The following is a 22,845-nucleotide window of genomic DNA, read 5'->3' as shown; positions in this document are numbered from 1 at the left end:
AGGCACAAGCCGGCCCGCTTTGCGTTCGCAAGCGGTGTGACAAGCGGCGTCTGCCAGATGTAGCTGTAGCCGGTTGTAGCCGGTGTAGCCGGTCAGCGAAATTTGCAGTGTTTGACACTTATGTCTGCAGCAGAACGGTTTTTGAGAGGGCGGCCTGACGTTACCCCCCAAGCTTGAGCTAAGTGTTCCGACGAAACAGTACTACTTGAACGGTGCTAAAAGCGTCATTGAACAGTTGCCAACGTAGATAGGCTTCACTCACTAACCTCCTGAAGGTCCAGCGCAGTGTAGGTAGTACTCACAGAGCCGTCAGGTTTCCTCAACGTTCCAACCTCGATCGTTGCTCTATATGTGGCTCCCAGCATGAAGCCATCGTGGCGCTCGATGCGCTCTAAGTAGTCCTGACTGATTTGCTGGCTAAACTTCCCGGTATGAACTGTCTGCTCATCATGCTTTCTGAACTCGAAGCTTCGCTTGATTGGGGTCAGTCCAACCAGCTTACCAATCCATGTCTCTTTTCGTATATTCACTTCGGTCGCAGAGATTCTTGTATATGCGCGATGAATGGCAGCATGGTCCAGCGAACATGATTTGTCGCGCAGGTGGGCCTTAAACGTAGCATTGTTCTTTTCTAGGTGGTTAAAGAAGCTGCTGATCTCGTTAAAAACACGTGGATTGATGTCATTTACGTCGATGAGAAAATCTTCATCGTCCTCTTGAGAAAGTTCTTCAAACAGGGCGGCGGCTTCTTCTATGGCTTCCCTAAGCGGGGTCTTCATAACACTAGACTGATCCGCATTTTTTTCCTCAAGCACAAAGCCAAACGATCCTGTAGCTAGCCCGCTCAGGTTTAGCTGCGCCAGATCTGACCCCTTGATTTTCCCTTTACTTTGTAACTGGCCTTTTAGGCTGGACGAAAATAGTCGCGTCACAATCCCCTGAAAGTGCAGTAGGGCATGAGCAGCGAAACCCGCATCAATTGAGGAAGTCCCGCGAACTGGGCTTCCGTCGAAGAGCACCGACACCTCAGCGATGTTCGCATCTTTCTGCTCGGCCAACTGAAGTTTTTCTGAGATAGACCTCAGACGAGACTCATAGTTCATTTTCGCCACGATGTCCGATGGCGAGTCAATGCTCTGAATCAGTGCCTCAAGCTCAGCCTTTTGATGGCGGAGGTCGGCAATGGACAGCAGATCAGACATTGCAATTCCTCCCTATTGCATCTCTAACCGCGAAGAACTCCGCTTTGTCGACTGCTAGCGGTATGCAGAGAATTCCTTTCTTTTCTGTTGATCCGCGAATGTCACTAAACAGGCCTCCCCAGTACACAGTGTCGCGAACCAGCGAGCTCGCACCGGCGTCTAGATCAATAGCGTATGTATCACACCTGAAGGTAGCTTTCATCCGACCAGTATCAAAGAACTCCCGATGAAGAGTTTTCTGGTAGTCATCAACCCACGTCGCTTGGTCAATTTGGTATTTGAGCGGCCGGTGAAACAACGTGACTACGTCAATATCGCTGGGGGGGCGATTATGCTTGGCTTCAACGTCCTCGACGAAACTTCCGTCTACCCACTGAGAGCCACTGACGAAACCCCCTTCGAATAGGTGCTTGCGGTATTCGTTCAATCCCAAAAGGAGTTTTGCTCGTTCACCAGAGGAGCAGAAACGTTCGACAACTTGAAACATGCTCGTGTCATAAGGAGATCTATGCGCCGGGTTGGTCGGATTCCCGTTGACGAAAGGAGGCAAGCACCCGTTTGAGGCAAAATCAGGGATAGTCATATTATACTCAGAATCAACTTTCACGTACACTGCTTGAAACTACGCAGTTGATCAAGGCAAAGGGGTCATGATGTATCGGCCAACGCCTCTCTTAGCATGATCCACGCCCGTGCCGCAGCCAACGGGACCACCCCGTTACCGGCCGCAGCGGTTCGGTCCATCCCGGAGGCCAGCCCATGATCCAATCGGAGAAGGCTGGGTTTAAGGTCAGGCCGTTGGTCGAGTGTTTCTCGCCATTTAGCAATATCACCCGGTTCGGGTGGGAAGTGGGGAAGCGCGTACCCGTCCAGCCTACAGCCGTCAGCAGATCCCACAGGAGTGTCCAGGACACTACCTGGTTCTTCAGCCCCATCTGGCTGCCCGTTTGGTTCAGATCGTTGCGAAACGCCAACCCGCTCGGGCCGATCTGGATGCAGGCGCGATTCCCCGATCCTTTGAAGGTCGGCGTGGCCCAGAATGAACAACCTTTCGCGGGTATGCGACCCGCCGACTTCCGCCGCTGATAGGACACACGCTGCAACCCGGTAGCCCATTCTTTGAAGGTCTCGGGCGACGTCCTGGAGGCCGAGGGTGAGATGGCCGGGGACGTTTTCGAAGAAGCACCATTCCGGGCCGATCTCCTCGACGATGCGCGCGACCTGCGGCCATAGGTGGCGGGGGTCGTCCTCGCCGCGGCGTAGCCCAGAGAGCGTGAACGGCTGGCAGGGATATCCGGCAGAGAGGAGATGAACCTTTCCGCGCCACGCTCGGCCGTCGAAGGATCGCAGATCGTCCCAGACAGGAGCCGCAGCCAGGGACGCGTCCGCCATCCGCGCCACGAGAGTGGCCGCGGCGAAACTGTTTCGCTCGACATAGCACACGGTTCGATATCCGGGTTCTGCCAGGTGCAGCCCGAGATCCAGTCCTCCGACGCCAGCACAAAGGCTGACGCCGAAAATTTCTTCATGTCTTGAGGTGGGACAAACAGCCACATGAGACCTCTTTTCCGTCGCGATCTGGTCGCTTGGGTGAAGGGCTCTCTAGGGGCCTCAGGGTGTTAAGAATACGGCATCGCGGGCATTTGATCGAGATCGATCCGCTGATCACGAGACCTATCATCTTGAATAGCAGTCGGCCGCATTGGGCGCAACGTTGCTCTTTCTCCATTCGGTAGAATCGCTTTAGCTTGGGGCCGCCCACCGGTGGGTGAGGAGCGGCCATAAGCTTAGTCTGGTCGGCGGGGTCCTGCTGTGAGAAGTTTAGGCCCCGTGTCGGGCCGCGTTTATGCGCGGTCCGGCCTCCCGCTAAGGTCAGGCGCTATAAGCCGCGTCGAAGGCCGCCTTGATGTCGAAACCGGACAGATCGCCTGTCACGAGGTCCATCTGCTCAGAGACGGCCCGTTCCGCAGCAAAGCAGGCTTTGACATGCGCAGCGACAGCACCTGCAATGGCGAGTATCTGCGCCGTGGTGAGTTGCTGCCAGCCGCTTGCAAGCTTCCAGTCAATCGGCTCAGAGATCATCCCCGCACTGATAGACTGGACCGTGGCAGCGATCTGCGCTTGGCTCTCGCGGGTGGTGACAATCCGCGCACCGCCGGTGAGGTCCAGCCCACCGGTCTCGCGCTGCCAGCGGAGATCGGACAAAGCGGAAAACTTCAGCTGCCGCAGCTGTGCCTCGCTTGGGGCTGGTGGGTTTTTTGCTTCGGCATACGAGGCGATCACTTCCGCTTCGGTCATGCCGGGCCGACCGAAGAAGGTGGAGATTGCCACGGTTTCCGGGTCGGTATCGTCAACTATCTGCCACTTAGTTGCGCTGATTTTATTTGTTTGCATTTCCGTTACCCCAAAATGTGAATTGTGTATTTTCTGGACTGACCGCTCCTATTTTCGATATAGAGCTTACCGTCGGAGTGCGCGGAAACAGTAATGTAGTCGTCCGTCCCAGTTGTGCCAGTCATCGCGCCAGTGGACACCGCTCCTCGCGCAGCGGTGAAAATTTGGAAACATGCCGATGACGTACCGACATCGAACCATGCAACCACCGGGGTAACGCTACCCGGATAGTCGTTATCGTTATCTGATGATAAAAATATATATCCGCCTTTATTTTTTGGCTCCACTTCGCCTACGGCGTCATCGGCAATAGTGATAGTGAGCGCCTGGATGACCGCACCGTTGATCGTTGTGATCCCGCCCGTTGTCGACCTGAGTACAGACTGCCAATCCCACACCGGATCATCTATAGTTCCGCCATTTGACGCACGATTGTAGATTTCCCCGCTAGTCGTATAAAATGTCTGAACAAACTGGTTGAGTGAATTAATTCTAGGGGTAAAGTAAACAACCCCAACAGCCCCAAGACGCCCATCAAGGTCATGATCACCATTAACGCCATATATTCCTGCCCCAACGCCGGTGCAGTCATTGAGGGAGGTATTCGGCCATAGGGGAGGGCCAGATAGGTTGCCCAGCCCGAAAGCACCCAGCGTCAGCAACACCCCAGCGGTGGTGTCTGTGGCGCTTGACTGCACGGCATCACCAGTTACCGTCTTGTGAAGCTTAATGCTGCTAGACAGCCACTCAATGATGTCGGCCCCACCGGCCATCAAAGAAGCGGCATTCGCTGCAGTGCGTCGGATGCCGGTGTCTTCATCACTGGTAAACCGCACCCCACCCGCACTCAGCGACCCATCCGGGAACTTGCCCTGACCGATGGTGTCATAGACGCCCTGATAGTTGGTCATCAGCGCATTGACCGCATCAACAAGGACAGCGGTCAGACCCTGCGTCGGGACAATGGCGTAAGCTTGGCCGGTCTGCGTCGTGCCTTCGTATACCTTGGCCAGCGTGATCGACGCGTCGCTCACCACCCCCTCGATTTCGTAAAGCAGACCATTCGGCATGAGGATGCCATATCCAGCCTGTGCGGTGCCGACCCAGCTTGTTCCGGCACCTGTGACCGTGGCGCTGCCATTGGTGACACTGATCGTGCCCGTTTTGATCCAGCTCATTTGCTCTCCTCTCGGCCCGGTTTCGTGGGCCAGTTGATTTGTTGGGGAAATCCGGGTTGCTCGGTGACATCGCGTAGTGCTGCGCGGTATGTCTGCCAAGCTGATCGATCGACCGGTGCATCAGGTAACTGCGACCAGTCGCTGTCGGCCAGCAGACGATCACGGCGGGCGCGGGCATCGCGGGTTGCAAGCCCGCGTTCTTTGCTTTTCTTTGACGCCAGACCGATCGGCACGATCCGGCCATGTTCTACGCGGTGCTGGGCCGGGTCGGCGGTGCCTGCCATGAAGGCCCGGCCCGGGGGCAGAGCATGGGCAACGCTGCGCCGGCTGCCGGTGACGGTACCGGTGATCCGTCCGGTCTCAGTCTCAAAAATAACGAACTTATGAAGCATCAGCGGTATTTCACCTCCGCACTAAGGCGAGCGTTCTCGATACCCAGACCGGAGCCGAGACGGTATTGAAGGGTGTATGTTTTGAGGCCTTTTCCGGCCGGTGACGCTTTGCCTCTGATATGGATCGCGGCCTGCGCCGTCTCGGAGCCGATAGAGTGCAGAACGCCCCCCGTGTCATTGCGGATCAGCCGCAACGACCAAGGAGCATTGCTTGCCACCAGCAGCACTACGTCGGCGTCAATGATCACCGACTGGGCGTCTTCGACCTGATCGACGGTGATCGACATGTAATCAGACCAGGGGTCGCTGGATGTGGTGTAGCCTGTATCCCCGGCAGGCGTGGTCTCTGTGGCGTCAAAGTCGAGGGTGATCGACTCCCCAGCCACCTGCAATGTGCCGATCTGCGCGTTGGCAATCATTGCGGTACTGATCCACGCCGTCTGCGCCAGCAGAGTGCCGGTCATGAAGCTGCCCGTCACCTCGACATTACCGTCGAGCTTGATGTGCTGAGAATTGAGCCGGATCAGTTCGGTCGGCCCGTCTACCGGATCATCCGCCGCGACCAGCTCGATCCCCGCCGAGGCCCCACCGGCACCAACGCGCCATGTCAGAGTTGCAGCGGCATACCCTTCGAGCGTCGTGATCGCCGTCTCCTGCTGTGTCACGGTGGCAGATATCGACCCGACAGTCGTCTCTACCGTATCGACACGACCGCTCAGAGCGCTGTCGGCATTGGCGCGGGCCGTCTGTTCGGAGGTGATCGCAGCGGCATTCGCCCCGGAGGTCGCTTCTACCGTATCGATCCGCCCGCTCAAAGCGCTGTCGGCATCGGCGCGGGCAACCTGTTCGGAGGTGATCGCGGCGGCATTCGCACCGGCACTCGCTTCTACCGTATCGATCCGCCCGCTCAAAGCGCTGTCGGCATTGGCGCGGGCAAGCTGCTCGGACGTGATCGCGGCCTCTGCCTCGCCCAATGTGACGGCAAGCGCTTCGCGCGCCAGCGCTTCTGCCTGCAACGCCGTGACACGGGCGATCCGCTCGGTCACGATCTGCGATACCGCATCGCCCAGACCGACAGTCAGTTCCTCGACCGAACCTGCCGTCGCCTCCTCCCCATCAGTGACGCGGGCGTAGAAATCAGAACGCGCGACCGCAAGTGCGGCCTGCAGCGCTTCGCGCCCGCCGTGATCAAACAGCAGCGCCCGCAGGGCAGCCAGCGCGGCCTCCTCGCCAGCCTGGCTGATACCAGCGGTCAGTTGGCGGCGGGAATTGGCGGCGGCGACAAGCCCGGCCGCGGTGTTCTCGACGCGGCCATCCAGCGTGTCGATCGCCTCGACCTGGCCCGCCAGGTCACCGCTGACCACGCCCAGATCGATCTGCACCTGGTGCAGCGCCCGGGCGGCGGCGCTGGCACTGTCTGCCTCAAGTCTATTGACCTCGGTTAGACCAGCCTCGACATCGCCGACGCTGGCCTCCATCGCCGTTATGTCCTCGGCCAGCGCCGTTGTCTCGGTGGCCCGGGCGGTTGTTTCCGCCTCGATCAGCGCAACAGCATCGGCATAGGCCACGCCAAGCGCAGTGCTGACCTGCGCAAGGCTTTCGCGGTCCTCATCGACCAGCGCAACCATATCCTGCCGCAGATAGGCCAGATCGGCGCGCTGTGTCTCAGCGGCGCTGTGCATGTCCAGAAGTTGGCTCAAGCTGGCGATCGCCTGGTCTTCCAGGTCTTGCCGCGCCTGGTGAATATCGGACAGCGCCACGCCGAAACGCGCCCCGTCAAAAGCGGACAGCGACACCTGCACATCCGAGACATCCGCCGCCAGCTCGTTGAAATCGGTCTGCGTCACCCGCAGCGCGATCTCGGCCTCCAGACTGTCGATATCCAAAACAGCTTGTGTCAGGGTGGCCGACAGGCCTGTGACCGTCAGCGTGTCTGCTTTAAGGGTGATCGCCCCCTCCAGCGCGTCGATATCGGCCTCCGCGACGCTGAGCCGTCCGCTGAAATCGGTCAGGATCGGCATATCCGCTGGATCGAGCTGCGCCTGGGCAATGGCGATGGCCATATCGGTATAGGTTGCGCGTAGCTCGATCGAGGCGAGCGCCGCGTCGAAATCGGCGCGCACGGTCCCCAGTTCGTCATCGATCCGAGACACCGCTTCGATACTGACCCGGCCGGTTTCAGGATCGACCACGATCCCGGCCGAGGCCATGCGCGACGACAACCCAGACAGACCCAACTGCGCCGAAAGCAGCATCTGGTTGATGTCTTCGACGGCCTGATCGGTCTGCAGCTCGCGCGGAATGCGCAATTCCAGATCCCGGTCGATCCGCGCGATATCATCGATCCTGTCGCCCATGCCGGTTTCCAGATCGCCTACACGGCCCACGGCTGTGTCGATATCGGTGATCAGCTCGTTGACGGCGGCGGTGGTCTCCCCGCGCAGCACATCGACCTGACCGCTGGCATCGGCCAGCACTTCTTCGGCACGGGCTGCAGCCGCGTCAGCATCGGCCTGGGCCGCGTCGATCGCGCCGGTGATCGTCGCGGCGATATCTGCCGCGCCCAAACGCACATCCGGCGTGATCACCGGCACCCAGGACGTCCAGGCCGTCGGGCTGTCCTGTACCAGATCGGCGCGGACCTCATATCCGGTCGCGGGCAGGACCCCATCCGACACCACATATCCGCCAGCCGCCACATCCTGCGTCGATCCACGCAGCACCACTTCGGCGGTAGCGGTCAGGCGGATTTCCCATGCGATACCGCGCGCGGTGTCGCCCAGATCGGGGTCCCAAACCAGCGACAGCGCCGGACGCCGTGCGGTGCTGGTGGCATCGTCGATCGTTGTCGCGGTAACGCCAAACCCTTCGACCGGCTGCGCGGCGGGCAGCGTCCAGCCACCCGTGGCGGGACTGCGCGGCAGGGTGAAGCCCGGTTCCCAGTCGTAATCCGAAGGGTCGACCTCGCGCATTGATGCGCGCTGAAGACAGGTGGATATGTGATTGTCTTGCTCGGAAATCTCGAACAGCTTTGACGCATAGCCATTGCGCTCAGATGTCCAGGACACCGCATCGAGCGGTTCGAGAAGCGCGGCTGCGGGCGGCAAGGTCAGACCGTGCCGGCGGAAGCGGCGCTGGTCTTCCAGATAGGCCCGCGTCACCCGCTGCACCTGATCAGGATATGGCACGGCAGGCAGGCTCAGATCGGCCATCAGCCGCTTGCCCTGATCCTGCGCTTCGTATTCATCGGAATATCGGGCGGGAGCGTCCGAGGTTTCCCAGCTGCTTTCCGGGTCGGGGAAACTTGCCGACACGCCGTTATAGGTCTGCGAAAGACCAGGCCAGGGGGTCAGGTCTTGCGATTTGCTGACGACAAGATGGTCATCGGTGAAGAAATAGACCGGTAGGGTGGCCGGGCCGATCCGAGTTGACCAGATGCCGCCAACCTCGGCAAGCTGTCCGCCGCAGCCTTTCAACAGCTCTTGAATGACCTTTGAAGGCTCCTCGTCGACCGTGATTTCGAAGCCCGCGCGGAATTGCGGCTCGGTCCCGCCGCCTGCCAGGGCAATCGCGATGTCGCATTCGTTCATGGCCGCAAACCAGACATCCAAGGGCAAGTCTGACGCCGGCACACGCCCGCCCCAGATGTTCCCCCCAGGCAATTCTATTCCGCGCAGGATGTTGTAGACCTGCACCCCGATATTGCCGGATGGTGCCCAGGTCGTTTTGTCGGCCCATCGCTGGGGTCCAGAGCCGCCCACACTGGTGTCCAGCCGGGGGTCGTAGAGCGGTATGCCCCCCATTTCGAACCGGACGCGGGGCAGGCCGTTATAGACCTCGCTGTCATATTGGAAGGTCAGGATCGCATAATTCAGACCCGTCCCAACCATGTCGGCCGACCACGGCCGATCCGGGTAATCGGCATATTTGGCCAGTAGCATCGGATCGGCTGCCGTCTGACTGCCGTCGTAATACTTGACCCACGCCCGGTCCTGGTGAACACCCAGCACTGGCAGGCCATAATCTGCATGCGGTGTTTCGCCCAGTTCGACGCGGTTGCCATCAATGAACAGCCCCTCCAGCGTCTGTCCTGGAATATCGCCGAGTTCGATCACATAGGTCAGATAGAGGTTGCGGTTCTTGTTGGGGCGCGAATGCGACATTGCAGGGCAGACCATCGTGCCGCCGGTAGCGTATCTGCCCAGAATGAAGCTCAGAGGATTGGTGCCGCCGCCTGCGGTGGTCGATGTCTTCAGCCCGGCGGAACGCGGGGGCGCCTGAAGGGCAGCCTGTAGCGCCGAGACCGCCACGGTCATGAGCAACCGGCCAAACATCCCCTGAACGGCAACCCCAGCAAACGTCAGCGTTCCTGGCATTGCCGCAAGAGCTATGAGGTTCCCGATAACAGGCATCAGCGATCGCCCACTGCGAAGGCGCGCATGGCCCGCAGGCGCGACAGGATAGCGCCGCCGGTTGGTCCCAGAACATAGATCATTTGTCCCTGGCAGATACCAAGCGCGGGGCCGTCGTCGGTATCGACGACCATGCCATCGCCGGGCCATGCGAAGGCAGGGGCGATTTCAGGCAGATGATGGGCCGCCAACGCGATATGGTCGGCAAAGCCATCTTTGCGCAGCACCCGCAGCCCGCCGCGCAGTGTGGTGTAACGCCCCCGGTAGGGTGCGGCATAATCCACACCGGTCTGGGCTTCGACGGCACCTGCGAAAAAGAGCGCGCAATCGTGCTGACCGGGCTTGAATGGCTCGTGGGCTGTTCGTTCCAGATACCGGACCAGGCGCGGCTTCCAGTCGGGCAGACGCTGCATCATTCGGTCCTCCGCGTCTGACCCCACCAGACATCCACCTGACCGCTGACATCGATGTACCGGCGGAAACGGTCGTCGCCGCGCTGGCGCTGTGTCTGGTCGGATTTCTTGAGCGAGAGGGGAATGGTCAGCATCCGGGCCGACGAGGCCGCAACGATTTCCGCCCGTCCTGTCCCGCCTTTCGGGGGCGTGGTGATCGGGGCTTCATCGACAAAGCCCTTGAACAATCGGTGCGGTTCGGCCGCCAGCGTCATCGACTCCGGCCAGAACAGCGCGCGGTGCAGCTCGACCGGGGCAAAGCGCGCATCATAACCGCGCAGCAACTGGGCCACCTCGGTGCTCAGCGCATTCAACGAAAACCGCTGCATGCGCACCTCCAGCCCCACTTGCGATGTGATGCTGCCCAGGCCCAGAACTGCACCCGCACCGTAATAAGTCCGGGTTTCACCACCGATGACGAAGTCGTGGTGATCGTCACCGGTCCAGAGCCCGAGCGTTTGAGGGGCGCCGGTATCGCGATCCTTAGCGGTCACCCACAACAGGCCATAGGCCACCAGATCGGTCTGGCCGGTCAGATAGGCAACGGTTGTGGCGTCGTAGTTGCGCATGGATCACCTCAGAGTCTGGCGGAAACGGAACTTGAAGCCTTCGTTGATGCGCGACCGGTTCGATCCAGGCTCCACGCTGTCAGGAACGATCAGCGCCTTGCAGGCTGGCTGCACCAGCGTCACACCTGCCCCGATGACGGCCCCCGGGCGGATATGCGGAACCACTTCGAACAAGCCGGTTTCACCGCCTGCATCCGCGTCGGCCTGCGTGGTCTGGATACGATGCAACGCGGTGCGGGTGGGTGAACTGCCATAGCTGAAGGACAGATAGTCCCCGACACCGAGCCGATAGCCTGCGGGCAGGTTGGTCAGGCTCAGGTCGCGATTATTCGATGCCAGGCTGGAGATCTGGGCTGTGATGCCTGAAATTGCGCTGCCAGTCGGATCGGCCAGAGGCACAGGGCGACGACGATCAAAGGCCATGAAGGCACGCCCGGGCTGCTGCAGGGCGGCCAGATAGACCTCGGCCCTGGCGATCTCGTCATAGCTCATCCTGCCCAGCGTCACTTCGCCGGTCCAGAGCCGCGTTCCCAGCTGCGCGGTAATGACCTCGCCGTCGCCGGTTTCGGAAGCCTCATATGCACCGGGCAGGTGAAAGGTGATCTGAGATATCGGCAGCCAGGCGAAGAAATCCGAGGCCGAAAGGGGGTAGCTCAGTGCCATCAGCCAACCTTCCCTGGATCGTTAGAGATATCCTTGATCCGGCGCGGCAGCATCCGGTCATAAGTTTCGAGCATCCCTTGGGATATTTCGACGGCGATGCCGGTGCTTTGGCTCAGCATGGTGGCCTTCAGGTCTGGGGACAGGTCCAGCTTCACATGCGCCATGCCACCTGCTGCGGGTGTCCCCGCCGATCCACCTCCGATCGCGCCGCCCCTGGCGAAACCGGGGATCGGCGCACCGGCATTCATCGCCTCCAACAGGTGGCGATACCGGGCCGTGGCGCGGGCGTTCATCATGAACTCGCCCGAGCTGCCCCACATCAGAACCTTGTCATCGGTCCCACCACCAGGGCCATAGACCTGCCCGCCCGACGCCAGCGCCGGGATCTCGCCACCTTGGGAAAAACTGAAAAGCGGGGTGGTCCAGCCGAACAGTTGCGCCAGCGGCCCTTTCCCAAGGATCGCAGCCTGCAGCGCCGCCTGCGTCAGGGCGAGCCCGACATTGTTCAGCACATCCTCAAGGCTCTCGCCCTGCAAAATCAGGCCGTCGAGAGAGTCGTAGAGCGTATGGTTGAAGAAATCCTGCCGTTCCTGAAGGCCGTCCATCGCTTCCTGTTCGGCGATACGCTCAGTAATCATCGCCTGCACGGCAGCCCGTTCTGCATCGGTCGCCCCGGCCAGAGCCTCGCGGTTGCGGATCATTTCTTTCTGCACCGGGTCCGTGGCCCGCAGCAGGTCAAGCTGTTCCTGCTCGCGAGCGATCAGGCGTGCAAGCGCTTGTTCTTCCTTGCGGGCCGAACCGCCGCCACGTTTTGAACTCCGATTGAACCTCGCGATGATTTCGTCGATAGGCGTGTAATTTAAGCTATTTTGGTATCCGGCCTTACTGCCCCCCTCCTCAAAATCCCGAGGATCACCGCCGCGTCCGGAATATGTCTTTGACGACTGAAGGTTCACAATTCCCATTGCCGTCGCCAGCGAAATACCCATCTGACGCGCCAGCCTTTCAGCATGATCCGCAGCCGCGCTAATGCCTGCCGAAATATTCAGGTCCGCGAATTTCTGACCGTTGTCGAACGCGGCCAGCATTTCTTTTTTTAGGTCGGCTGAAACACCTTTGCTGTTGAGCTTTTCCTCGTACACTCTTCGCTCGGCCTGCTGACGGAGTTCTGCCACCTGCACACTGCCCGCTCCGTGGAGGGCAATAGCTTCCTGGATGGCCGCTTGTTCACGTAGGCCCGCCAGGATGCTGCGGGCGGCCTGATCCTCCTTCAGCCGTTCCTGAATATAGTCGCCAGCGTTCTTCTTGAGCTCCTGCCAAAGGCTGCCAAGTGCCTTCATATTCTCGTTTGGCGCGGTGCTGGCTTGTTCGACCTTCGCACCGATCAGGATCAAGTCCCGGATCGTTGCCGCCAGCCCATCGTAGAATTCACGTTGTTTGGCATTCAGTTGGTCCAGCCCGCCAGCGGTGTCCAGAAGCTGCTGGCGCAGGTCGAGTGCTGCTTTGAGCTTGGTCGCGGGCTCTTCACTTCGGTTCAGAATTTCAAGGTTGTTGGCAAATTCCGCTCCGGCTGCCCGCGCCGATGCTCGAACCGAACTGAGGCCAAGAAAATCCTGCGCAGCGGACTGCGAGGACCGGTCATCGAAAAATGACAGGTCAAGCACCAGATCCCGCACCGCCGTCGCCTGTGATGCCAGACTGCGATATAGGTCGACCTTCTGAAGTGCGGTCAAATCGGCCAGAATGGTCTTCAGCATCGGGTCCGCTGTCCCGAACTTCTCGACCATATCCAGGGCACCTATCCCGGCGATTTTTTGGGCTTCGTCGAAGGTTTTCAGCGTATCGCGAGTGGCCGCGAGAAGGTCATCAAGCGATTGGGCTTCCTCCTTCGCACCTGTCAGCCAATTCACCATCGCAGCCCCGGCGGCGATCGATCCGATCGTGATCAGGTTGATCGGGTTCAGCATGCCCACAAACGCCCCGCCCAACGCACGGACTGCCCCGCCCGCGCCCATCGGGCCGATGACCTGGGTGATCTGGGTGCCCTGCTGAACGGCCAGTTGCAGCGGGTTCTGCCCCGCCATCATCATCACGCCAACATCGTTGAACTGGGCGATCAGGTTACCGGTTGCCCCGGCAGCGCGCTGGTTGCTGCGTTGCAGATTCACCGCGTCACGGGACGCCTGACGTTCTGCTGCCGCCAATTTCTTGACCTGGTCTTCTGCGCCGTCCGCCGCCCGTCCGAGCTTCTGAACACCGCCTGCCGCAGATCGACCCTTCGACCCCAGCCGTTCCGTTTCGGCACCCGTTTCCTTGACGGCGGTCCCGACCTTGCGCACCTCGGCGGCGGCGACGTCACCGTCAGCAGTCAGGAGAAGGGAGACTTGAAAGGCCATTTAATCCTCGTTCAAGGCCGCCGCGGCCGCCAGTTCAATGATCTGCAAATCGCTCCAGCTTTTGGGGCTCAGTTCCAGCCCCACCCGCCGCAGCGACACGTCGACGCCGCTGTAATCCAACCCCAGAAACACCATTCTCGCGGAGCTGTATGGACCGCCGCCGCGTGTTTGCGTGCGCCATTGCGTGGCGCTTGCCAGAAACGCCTCGGCGGCCGGAACATGTTCGGCCCAGACGCCCTCTTCTTCCGGGGGGCTGTGGAGGGCGGGCAAGGTGATCCCCCACCAGTCTGCCTCGGCCTGAAGCTCGGGTTGCCTTTCCTGCGAAGAAGGGCCGAGCGTACCGGTGGCCCAGGCACGCCCGACCCATTTCAGTTTCCCGGGCGCAGGGTCGACACGGCGCTGAAATAGGTCTGCAGCAGCGCCACGCGGACATCGGCGCGGCTCAGCAACGCTTCGCGCAAGTCTTCGCTCCAGACGACAGGCGCATCGGCATCCCCCACGAAATCATCCCCGCCGATCCACGCGGCGCGCAGCAATTCCTTGTTCTTTTCGACTTCGCCCAGTGTCGTGTCGGTATAATCGTCTTCGGGAACCGCCCTGAAATGACCGACAAAGGTCTGTTCCTGATAACCATCGCCATGCGGGACGTGGACGGTGACGGTTCGGGTGAATTTCGGGGTTTGGACAACGTTGAACATTTGGGCCTCGTCAGGTCAGGGTCAGGGTGAACTGGTCATTGCCAGCGGCGGGACGCGGCAGCAGGCGCAGCGGCCATTCCTTGATGTTCTGGGCATTTTCCAGCCCTTGAACGCGCTGCATCTGCGCGGTCGGTACAGACAGGGACGCAATCCGTCCGGCAGTGGTGCCATGCGTCAGCACCAGCGGCTTCTGGGTCGCATCCCGCGCCAGGGCGAAGGGGTCGAAGGTCGAAATCGGCTGCGCTACCACCTTCGCTTCGATCGTTTCGCGCATTTCGGTGATGATCACGCTTTCGTCCCCGATCAGGAAACGCGGCTCCACCTTGTTGCCAAAATCCAGCGACAGGCTGCGCAGCACGAAACTGGTGCCGTCGATCGTAAATGCAGGCGTATTGGTCGAGGTGGCCACGCTGGGGTCCTTGAACCCGGTCAGAACCGGCGTTGGACGGGTGGATTCGGCGGGTTTGGTCCACAGGCCGGTGAACTCGAATTTCAGATAGGGGATGCCCGAGGCGGAAACATCGATCTTGCAATTGCCCCGGCTGCCGCGCAGCGCGTAAAGCGTGTCGCCGATCAGCAGATGGATCGTTCCGGACTCGCGCCCAGAGGAAATCTTGTTATAGGTCACCGACGTGCCTGCGGCGATGGTCTGGGCGCAGGACGCCATGCGCAGCAGAACGCCCCAGCCCGGCGCGGTGCCCGCCGTGCCCGAAGGTTCCAGTTCCACGTCGAAACTGATCTTGCTGTGCAGGTCGGCCGGGATGGTGCCGGGGTTGCCGTCCCAGGGCAATTCAAGATCGCGCTCGATGTCATTGCCTTCCATCGGCATCAGCCGGATGTCCTTGGCAAGGATCGCTTCGGCCCCGGAAGGGGCGGCATCCACGCCGTAGGTGGTTTCGATCTTGGCCACCAGGATCTTCTCGCGCCAGTAAATCGGTTCAGGCATCGTTCACGTCCTTTTCGGCTGCGGCGGCATTCGCCGGTGCGGGTTTTGTCTCGACAGCCGCTTTCAAACGGTTTCGGCCGTCGACGGTGTAGCTGCCTCCCTTGGCGGGCAGCGGAGGTGTTTTCGGCTTCTGGGTCATGTGGCGATCCTCAGTTGGTCGAAGATGGTAAAATCGAGTTGATAGGTCAGGCGGCCTTCGCCAACGCCCAGCACCGCGCCCCGGGCTAATTGATAGACGCCGGCCGTGCCGCCGGGGGTCCAGCCGGCGATGGCTTCGATCACGTCGAAAATGAACGGTCGCAGGCGCTTGAACGCCCGGGTCGCCCGGGGCTCGGTGGAGCCAAAGACCAGGACCACACTGATCGACTCGGTGTATTCCTGTACGAACAGACCGGTGACCCCGCCGGGCTGCCTGCCGATCATCGCGGCCGGCATGATATAGGCGGCCGGCATTGCGGTCGGGGAACCGCCCCGGCGCAGCATCTCGGTAAAATCGGCGGCGTCATGAACGCGGCCCGCCAGATCCGGGATGCGCGCCGCCAGCCGGGTTTGGACAGCGTCCAGCATCAGATGAAGCCCTTCAGGTTCGCGGCGGTCATCGGTCGTTCGCGATCGGTGACGACAGCGCCGCCACCGCCGTCGCCGGCCGGTTCGATTCCGGCGACAGACAGGCGGATCGCACCCTTGCTGATCGCTTCCAAAGATCGGATCGCCGCCTTGTAGTCGGCTTCGATTTTGGGATTTGGCTCGTAAACGTGCAGGTTCCAGACGGTGATGACTTGGGCAAGCGAAGCCACGAGGTCAGGGGTTTGGGCCAGCGGCAGCACATAACGGGCCGCCAGATAACCGTCGATCAATGCGTCAGCATCGGCCAGCGCCCGATCAACCACATCCGCGTCAATCACACCGCTGGCCACTTCAGCCCGATCGGTCAGATCAATCAGCAGCCGTTCACCGTAGCGGTCGGTCAGGTCTGTCAAAGAGGTGTAGGACATGTTGGCTCCGGCGGTTCATGAGGTCCTGGCGGCGGATTGCGCCGCCGCCAGGCAGGCCCTGTTGCCAGAGCATGGGCAGCCGGGATGAAGATGGCTGCTATTCGGTGTCGATCCGGGCGGTGATCAGGTTCGGTTCGTCTTCCAGCGCGGAGATCTCCGCCGCGCTCAGATCGGCCAGCGGGATATCGACGGTCTCTGCCCCAAAGGACCGGCCCGCGCGGCGGAACCCTTTCGCCGGACCGATGACGCGCAGAACGGGCACCGGTTCGGCTTCTTTGGCCTCGGCCGTTGCGATCCGCTCGGCCAGTTTGGTGTCGCCGATATTGGCGGGGAAGGTCAGTTTCATCTCTGCAGCGCGGGCTTCCAGCGCGGCGCGTTCGGGGGTTTTATCGGTCATCGCTCAGTTCCCCCCTTACGCCAGCCACGGCACGACGAGCAGTTCGGCCGTGCCTTTCCACTCGTTGGTTTCGCCGCCCGATCCGTTTTCGGAATTCAGCAGCTTGCGACCGGCGCTTTCCAGCGCGGGGGGGACGACCAACAGGTTGGGCATCAGGCCGAGCGGGCGACCGTGGTCGCCTTTCATGCCGGTCAGGGCCGCGCGGGCAGTGGCGTAATGAGCGGCATCCAATGTCTGCTTCGACCCCCAGGCGAACTGCCAGAAGCCGAACCCGGCGTTGTAGCGGGCATCGACACCGTATTCGAACTCCTTGTTCCGGAACACGTTGCCTGATGTCAGGTCGTCCATCGGCACGAATTCATCGTCCTTGCGGACCTGGAAGATGACCGGCTTCAGGGCTCGGTTCACATCGAGCAGGAACCACGGGGTGCCAGACCCGCCGTCGGTATTGGCGACCGAAGCCTCCTCACCGGCCGCGTCCAGCACCGGGTGGTCCGTATCAAAGAAATACTGGCCGTCGTAGCATGTGGTGGCAAAACCAGACTTCAGCAGTTCAAATACCAGCATGTCCTTGTTTGCCGCTGTCGACCGCCCCAATTCAGAGAACATTGGCGTGTAGATCCCGAGGTTGTCGGTCTCGATATCGTCCCGATCGACGCCGATGGTCAGTTCCCAGGGTTCTTCCTTGATTGCATAGTCCGACTGCGACAGGTTCTGCACTGCGCGGGGACCAATCCATTTGCGCATATTCGGGACCTTGCCCAACCAGCCGTATTTCTGTTCCTTCTGGGTTGCTGGAACGGTGGTCGCGATGCGATCGTACTGCGACTGGTGCTGACCAAGTCCATTCTGGAAGGCCGTCGAAAAACCGATGCGCAGGGCGTTCAGGTTTGCTGCATTCACAAGCATCTATCGGTCTCCTTAGGATGCGTTGGTCAGGGCTTCGTCGAAGCGGACCCAGACGCCCAGGGCGTCCACGTCATCGACAATGCCGGCGGGGGATCGGGTGGAGGTGCCATCGGTCTTTGCGACGGTCTGGTCATCCACGGCGTAACATTTGGCCCCGATATCGGCGGCGGTGATTTCGTCCGTGCTTGCCGAATTGGCGTAGCGGTGACTGCCGGGCCGGTAGTCGATGTTCAGCGCGCCATTGGCACCGGCGGAATTGTCCACCTGCTCCTCGGCGCGGCCGACGCCGACCAATCCGGTAGCGGTCTGGCCCTTGGTCAGGTAGCCAGCGGCGTTGCGCATGACGATGGCCCCGCCGAAGATTTTCGTGGATGCCGCAACGCCACCCTGGCGAATGTCGCCCTCATAGCGCGGCGTGTTGCGGTCTGCGGTCAGTGCGGTCATGTGACGGCCTCCGGGTTAGCGCTGCTCGGCTGCAAGCTGAGCGGCATAGTCTTTTTCGGGGATGCCCAGCAGGACGGCGGCCTGACGCTGTTCGGCGTTCAGAGCGACTTCGCCATCCTTGGGCGTGGGCGGTTCCAGCGCGGTGTGGGAGTTATCGAGCCGGGGGAAGGCATTGATCAGCTCTTCAGTGCCGGTCGCATCCTTCATGTGCATGGCGATGTACTTGTCGCGCAGCGGCACCACACCGACGCGGCGATCCGCGATGGCCTTGTCGACAAAGGCGGTGGCCTTATCCCGAGCGCCGCCCAGCTTGATGCCATTCAGTTCGGTTGCCAGATCCTTCAGCTCGGCCTGCAGGGCAACGATGGTTTCGCCATCCTCACCGCCCGATGTCTGGGCGGCATTCAGAATGGCGGTGTGATCGGCTTCGGTAGTCAGGCCCAGGGCGACGGCGATCTCGCCCATCTGCGATTGCAGAGCGGTTTCGCCATCGTTGCCGCCTAGGCGGGATTGCAGGGCGGTGGTTACATCCTCTTCGGAGGCATCCTTGGCCAGGCCGAGCAGCTCGGCCATACGTTGCAGAAAGTCCATTTCAGGTTCCTGTTCTTGATGGTTGAGCGCGACCAGGCCGCGCAGGTTGGGCACGTTGACGAGGCTCGCCCGCAAAATGCGGCCGATCCTCTTGGATTTGTCATGGGTGATGACGGGGCTGAGCGCGCGGTAGGCGCGACCAGAGACGAGGGCTGCGCCGTCCTTGCTCCATTCGACGCGGCCCCAAATGCCGTCTTCGCGGGCCTGCATTTCGACGATCCAACCCCGCGCCGGGCTGGGATGGCCCTTCGGCGCGGCAAGATCGGTGGCGTGGTTTTCATCGATCGGCAGCCGGTCGCTTTCCGCGAAGCTCAGCTCGATCACCTGGTTGGCATCGGTTACATGGTATGGTCCTCGCTGGTCCCCGGTCTGGATGGCGCCAGAAACTGCGGGCAGCAGATGCACCCATTCGGGCGCAGTTGCGTCGTCCTGCAACAGCGGCAGGTTTTGGGCGCTCATCAGGGCGATGGTGGGGGTTTGTCTGTTCATGATAGGACGATCATCGCCCAGTCATGACTGCCAAGTAATCCGCAAGGGTTTGCGGGGTGGCGCTATTTCCGACCCGTCCCAACCGTGCCGCCTATTCGGGCGGCGGTCAATCCTCGTCGGTGATCTTGACCAACCATTCACCGACAGCTGCGGTGATTGCGTCCTGATCGTCATCCGAAAGCCCCAGAAACGGCCGGGCCGGAATATCGCCCCAAGGGATCGAGATGGTGGGCGTGGTCTCGCCAAATCCTTTGCCCTGGTAGGACCCGAAGGCGCCTTTCTTGGCCCCGAACTGCATCACGGCGGACTGGATGGCGCTGGACCCCAGTTCCAGCGCGCCAGGCGTAACACTGTAATGCAGCCCTTGACGCATATCGCCGCTCAGGTTCAGTGGCGGGCCATAGCTGAGGCCAAGTTTCTTGTAGCGTTTCAGAGTGGTTGGGGAGCGGGGTGCAAAGGACGCGCCGTCCGGCCGTTCCCCCCGTGCGATGCGATCCTGGTGAGAGACCAGAAGGTCTTCGCCAATGTCGTACCAGACCGGTGTGAGATCCAGCAGAGCGCGGGCAATCCGATCCAGACCGTCCGACGCGGTGTCGTTGATTTTGGCGTCGATCATGGCTATATTCCCTTTAGCAGGCGTGACACGGTAATATTCTCGCGGCCGTAACACGATCTTCGGATCGGAGTGCTATGCAGGGTTTCCGGGAAACCGGGTTGCGGGGCCCTGCCGCCTGCTAATTTCCCTTTCTCCTCAGACGTCGCAACACGCGATCTCGCACCGCTGGGTCAGCGCTCAGTCGGCGGAAACTGGTAACGAACAGTCCTTCACCTGTCACCGTTGCCTTAACCACCAAGACATGGCCGCTTGCGTCGGGTGGTTCTTTCACGAAGATCAGGTTCTTTTCGCCATCACGGATGATCTCAGTCGCCTGAGCCACGACCTGCTGGGCGTGAGCATAATCGAAAACCGAAAGCTCTGGATGCTCCCGTAGCTGCTTCTTCGCAGTTTGCGCGGACAGGCTCGCGATCTGGGTCTTTGCTCCAATCTCTGAGGCCAGCTCCTCTGACAAGCGGGCCAGCGGCCATTGTCCTGATGGCTTATCCAGCCAAGCACCAAACAGGTTTTCTGTTAGCCAGCTTTGGATGAGATCGATCGAAAGCTGCTCCGGCAGTTGATCGAGTTTGGGGGTCAGGGCATTCACGGTCTCGGCCACGCTGGCTCCCGGCGCATAGGCCCAGCCCTTGCCGATTCCGGCGGGGGCGCCAGTTTTGGCGTCAATGCGATCCCATCCAGGCTGTAGCTTCAGTCCGGGGTTGCCGCCCTTTCGGATGGCACCGGCCAGAGTTCGGGCACCGAATGCGCGGCACGAGCACCCCCAGTCATTCGGCGGGTAGTGCTGCGCCCAGAACGGATGATCCGGCGGCAGGATCAATCCGTCCCAGCCCAGATGCACGATGCGCGGTTCCAGCGATCCGCCGTGGCGATAGACCCAGAACCTGAACCCGCCTTCGACCAGCTGCGCATATCGCCCCGCCATATAGGAGCTGCGCAGGTTGGTGCGATAGATCACCCTGGTGCGCCAGGCTTCGCCCTTGGCGGTGCCTTCGCCGGTCCAGCCGTGCCAGCCGTGCTTTTCCACGATGGCCCGGAAATCATTGCGGAACGCCTCCAGCCCGGTGCCGTCGGAAATCGCCTTGTCCACGGCTGTGGCCAGATCGGCCAACAGATCGGCCTTGGTGGCACCCGCCACCATGAAGGCGCGATCATGCTGCTGTTGCCACAGATCATCCCAGCGTGAGGTCGGAACCAGATTCCCAAGCCGCAGACGGAACGCCGCGACCTGTTCGGCAAATGGCTTGCGAAACGCGGCCCGGACCGCCTCAGTCATCCGCCTCGTCCTCGATCTCTGACCGCCCGGCGGCATGGGCCGTCATCAGGCCCATCGCCATCACTTGCGCCAACTTCCCGGTATCAAGATCAGGGAAGCCAGCCGTCAGCATTTCGCGGAATTCCTCAAGCGATTCCGCATGGCTCAGCATCACCTCGATCTGCTCGATCAGGCCCAGCATCGGGGCGGTGGCCTCTGTCGCCATCCGGTCCGCCCAGACAGCCACCGGGTCATGAGCCGCTGAGAGGCCCGCTGAGACGCTTTGCGTCTGAACTGCGCCAACGCCCCCGGAAAGTCCGAGAAGGGTATTCAATGGGTGTTTAACGGCGCTTTGAGCGGCCACGACGTCCGCACCCGGCGGCGAAGTTTGCTCCTGCGGTGCGGATTTGGTCGCGGGGGTCAGGATTTCGTCGCTATCGTCGGGGTTCGACAGGCCGAATTTCGTATGGACCTCGGAGGCCTTCACTTTCAGCCCGCGGTCGATCATCGGCCCGATCGCGTCCGAGAACGCTTTGAGGTCTTCTTCTTCCGGTCGGCCGATGATGATCCGGGGATAGGTCTTTTGGGGGCCGTATTCCAGATCGATCCAGGGCCGGACCAGATCCCGGTTCAGGATGGACTGCAATGCTTTGCAATCGGCCCGCTCGATATCTTCCTGCACTTCGCGATGCTCTTTGCCCGACCCAAGCCCGCCCGTTACCGCGTCCGTGGTCGAGGTCTGACCCAGAACCGCCTTGGAGACCTGCTTGTCCAGCCATTCGGACCGTTCCAGGTAGAGCTGGTGCGCCGCGCCGATATTGCCGGTCTGGATGAACTCGATCATCATCGACTCGGGGATGATGGCTGCGCAATCGCCCGCGATGTTGGCGACCGCCCGGAACAAGGTATCCCGATCCTGCTTGCTGGCGCCCTGGTGGTACTTGCCCACGCGCAGAGGCTGACCATAGGTTTGGGTGAAGATCGCCCAGTCGCGTTGAGTATAGGCCTTGAACATCCATCCCCAGGCGGCAACACGCGCCAATCCGGAACGCGCGACCAGGCCGGATTTTGCCTTCATCTTGGCAAAGATGAACTTGTAGGCCTTGAGAGGTTCTTCCTGACCCGTCTCGCCCAGCATCATAGGCGTGGCCAGATCGTGGCGCGCAAAGCGGAACCAGCGCGGATCGCGGTACTCCAGGCGGTTGGGCAGCCATTGACCCTCGGATGTGTCCCAAATGATCTCGGTGAAGGAATACCCCTTGCCGATCGCGTCCAGGATGTCGAACAACTCATCCGTCAGCTCGTCCCGGTCCAGCCAGTCGCGCACCGCCTGCGCCTGCTTTTCCTCGACCTCGCTGTCGCCGCCGGGTTTCACGGTTATGTCGATCTGACTGACCGAACGTTTGCGGGTGCCCAAAACGCCCAGGTAGTGTGGATCGCGCTCCTCGATCGTTTCGGCCAGTTCCAGATAGCGTACGGGATCGCCCATATCGGCCTCGCGCAGGATCGCGGCCAGCCGCAGCGGGTCCAGACCGTCTGCCGGATAGCCCGAAATCGGAGAGCGTACACCGCCGATGGTTGGCGCCGAGATTTCCTCAGTCAGGCTCTGCCGTTCCACCGGGCGGCCGTATTGGTCGAGAAGCTGGGGAGTTTTAGCCATAATGTTTTCCTTCCGCCGCCTTCAATCTTCTTCCAAGTCGCTGAAAACGCCGCGAGCCACGTCTTCCCAATACGACCCACAAATGAAGCAGTATTCGCTTCCCTCTTCAGGAACCGCGCCGCACTCGCAAAAGTCGCCCTCTGCCTCGGCCAATATTTCCTCGGCTTCGCAGACACGTATTTTCGGCATC

At 61.0% G+C, this 22,845-nt stretch carries 25 protein-coding genes; all 25 read right to left on the bottom strand.

Annotation, left to right across the window (positions count from 1 at the left end; genetic code table 11):
- Positions 1–254 precede the first annotated feature (254 nt).
- The 25 genes from VOI23_RS00995 to VOI23_RS00880 all read right to left on the bottom strand — a co-directional run bounded on the left by VOI23_RS00995 (position 255) and on the right by VOI23_RS00880 (position 22,655).
- Positions 255–1,202, bottom strand: coding sequence for a hypothetical protein (locus VOI23_RS00995; protein ID WP_323780193.1), 948 nt, complete (start codon positions 1,200–1,202; stop codon positions 255–257).
- Positions 1,195–1,809, bottom strand: coding sequence for a DUF6932 family protein (locus tag VOI23_RS00990; RefSeq protein WP_323780191.1), 615 nt, complete (start codon positions 1,807–1,809; stop codon positions 1,195–1,197). The genes VOI23_RS00995 and VOI23_RS00990 overlap by 8 nt, the downstream gene beginning before the upstream one ends.
- Positions 1,810–1,850: 41 nt before the next feature.
- On the bottom strand, positions 1,851–2,756 hold the full coding sequence (locus tag VOI23_RS00985) for a DNA cytosine methyltransferase (RefSeq protein WP_323780188.1): 906 nt from the start codon (positions 2,754–2,756) through the stop codon (positions 1,851–1,853).
- A complete protein-coding gene (locus tag VOI23_RS18545) occupies positions 2,728–2,931 on the bottom strand; it encodes a Com family DNA-binding transcriptional regulator (protein ID WP_158509089.1) in 204 nt (67 codons plus the stop codon). The genes VOI23_RS00985 and VOI23_RS18545 overlap by 29 nt, the downstream gene beginning before the upstream one ends.
- Before the next feature lie 143 nt (positions 2,932–3,074).
- The gene (locus VOI23_RS00980) at positions 3,075–3,596 is read right to left on the bottom strand and encodes a DUF4376 domain-containing protein (RefSeq protein WP_323780185.1); all 522 of its coding nucleotides are present in this window, start codon (positions 3,594–3,596) and stop codon (positions 3,075–3,077) included.
- 5 nt (positions 3,597–3,601) lie between these two features.
- A complete protein-coding gene (locus VOI23_RS00975; RefSeq protein WP_323780183.1) occupies positions 3,602–4,774 on the bottom strand; it encodes a hypothetical protein in 1,173 nt (390 codons plus the stop codon).
- Complete coding sequence (locus tag VOI23_RS00970; RefSeq protein WP_323780180.1) at positions 4,771–5,166, bottom strand: tail fiber assembly protein; 396 nt, start codon at positions 5,164–5,166, stop codon at positions 4,771–4,773. Before VOI23_RS00970 ends, VOI23_RS00975 begins: the two co-directional genes overlap by 4 nt.
- Positions 5,166–9,578, bottom strand: coding sequence for a hypothetical protein (locus tag VOI23_RS00965; RefSeq protein ID WP_323780176.1), 4,413 nt, complete (start codon positions 9,576–9,578; stop codon positions 5,166–5,168). Before VOI23_RS00965 ends, VOI23_RS00970 begins: the two co-directional genes overlap by 1 nt.
- Positions 9,578–9,994: a DUF6950 family protein gene (locus tag VOI23_RS00960; protein ID WP_323780173.1), complete on the bottom strand. Its 417-nt coding sequence runs from the start codon at positions 9,992–9,994 to the stop codon at positions 9,578–9,580. Before VOI23_RS00960 ends, VOI23_RS00965 begins: the two co-directional genes overlap by 1 nt.
- A complete protein-coding gene (locus VOI23_RS00955; protein ID WP_323780170.1) occupies positions 9,991–10,599 on the bottom strand; it encodes a hypothetical protein in 609 nt (202 codons plus the stop codon). Before VOI23_RS00955 ends, VOI23_RS00960 begins: the two co-directional genes overlap by 4 nt.
- 3 nt (positions 10,600–10,602) lie before the next feature.
- On the bottom strand, positions 10,603–11,262 hold the full coding sequence (locus VOI23_RS00950) for a hypothetical protein (protein WP_323780167.1): 660 nt from the start codon (positions 11,260–11,262) through the stop codon (positions 10,603–10,605).
- Complete coding sequence (locus VOI23_RS00945) at positions 11,262–13,658, bottom strand: phage tail length tape measure family protein (RefSeq protein WP_323780164.1); 2,397 nt, start codon at positions 13,656–13,658, stop codon at positions 11,262–11,264. Before VOI23_RS00945 ends, VOI23_RS00950 begins: the two co-directional genes overlap by 1 nt.
- Positions 13,659–13,928, bottom strand: coding sequence for a DUF1799 domain-containing protein (locus VOI23_RS00940; RefSeq protein WP_323780162.1), 270 nt, complete (start codon positions 13,926–13,928; stop codon positions 13,659–13,661). It lies immediately after the preceding gene.
- Positions 13,929–14,026: 98 nt separating this feature from the next.
- Positions 14,027–14,356, bottom strand: coding sequence for a hypothetical protein (locus tag VOI23_RS00935; RefSeq protein ID WP_323780159.1), 330 nt, complete (start codon positions 14,354–14,356; stop codon positions 14,027–14,029).
- Positions 14,357–14,366: 10 nt separating this feature from the next.
- A complete protein-coding gene (locus tag VOI23_RS00930; RefSeq protein WP_323780155.1) occupies positions 14,367–15,302 on the bottom strand; it encodes a phage tail tube protein in 936 nt (311 codons plus the stop codon).
- The gene (locus VOI23_RS00925; RefSeq protein ID WP_323780152.1) at positions 15,295–15,441 is read right to left on the bottom strand and encodes a hypothetical protein; all 147 of its coding nucleotides are present in this window, start codon (positions 15,439–15,441) and stop codon (positions 15,295–15,297) included. Before VOI23_RS00925 ends, VOI23_RS00930 begins: the two co-directional genes overlap by 8 nt.
- Complete coding sequence (locus tag VOI23_RS00920) at positions 15,438–15,869, bottom strand: hypothetical protein (protein ID WP_323780149.1); 432 nt, start codon at positions 15,867–15,869, stop codon at positions 15,438–15,440. The genes VOI23_RS00925 and VOI23_RS00920 overlap by 4 nt, the downstream gene beginning before the upstream one ends.
- A complete protein-coding gene (locus tag VOI23_RS00915; protein ID WP_323780146.1) occupies positions 15,869–16,297 on the bottom strand; it encodes a DUF1320 domain-containing protein in 429 nt (142 codons plus the stop codon). The genes VOI23_RS00920 and VOI23_RS00915 overlap by 1 nt, the downstream gene beginning before the upstream one ends.
- A gap of 97 nt (positions 16,298–16,394) precedes the next feature.
- Positions 16,395–16,694: a hypothetical protein gene (locus tag VOI23_RS00910; protein WP_323780143.1), complete on the bottom strand. Its 300-nt coding sequence runs from the start codon at positions 16,692–16,694 to the stop codon at positions 16,395–16,397.
- 15 nt (positions 16,695–16,709) lie between these two features.
- Entirely contained in the window at positions 16,710–17,603 is an 894-nt protein-coding gene (locus VOI23_RS00905; RefSeq protein WP_323780140.1) for a Mu-like prophage major head subunit gpT family protein, read from the bottom strand.
- A gap of 12 nt (positions 17,604–17,615) precedes the next feature.
- A complete protein-coding gene (locus VOI23_RS00900; protein ID WP_323780137.1) occupies positions 17,616–18,047 on the bottom strand; it encodes a hypothetical protein in 432 nt (143 codons plus the stop codon).
- A gap of 15 nt (positions 18,048–18,062) precedes the next feature.
- A complete protein-coding gene (locus VOI23_RS00895) occupies positions 18,063–19,127 on the bottom strand; it encodes a phage protease (RefSeq protein ID WP_323780134.1) in 1,065 nt (354 codons plus the stop codon).
- Positions 19,128–19,233: 106 nt separating this feature from the next.
- Positions 19,234–19,743, bottom strand: a complete 510-nt coding sequence (locus VOI23_RS00890; RefSeq protein WP_323780131.1) for a phage virion morphogenesis protein — start codon at positions 19,741–19,743, stop codon at positions 19,234–19,236.
- A 118-nt stretch (positions 19,744–19,861) separates the two neighbouring features.
- Positions 19,862–21,016 (bottom strand): phage minor head protein, encoded by a 1,155-nt coding sequence (locus VOI23_RS00885; RefSeq protein ID WP_323780128.1) that lies wholly within the window; start codon positions 21,014–21,016, stop codon positions 19,862–19,864.
- Entirely contained in the window at positions 21,009–22,655 is a 1,647-nt protein-coding gene (locus tag VOI23_RS00880; protein WP_323780126.1) for a DUF935 domain-containing protein, read from the bottom strand. The genes VOI23_RS00885 and VOI23_RS00880 overlap by 8 nt, the downstream gene beginning before the upstream one ends.
- Positions 22,656–22,845: the final 190 nt, after the last annotated feature.

The organism is Thalassovita sp. (assembly GCF_034670005.1).
Lineage (GTDB): Bacteria > Pseudomonadota > Alphaproteobacteria > Rhodobacterales > Rhodobacteraceae > Thalassobius.
This window is presented reverse-complemented; position numbering and strand designations above follow the sequence as displayed.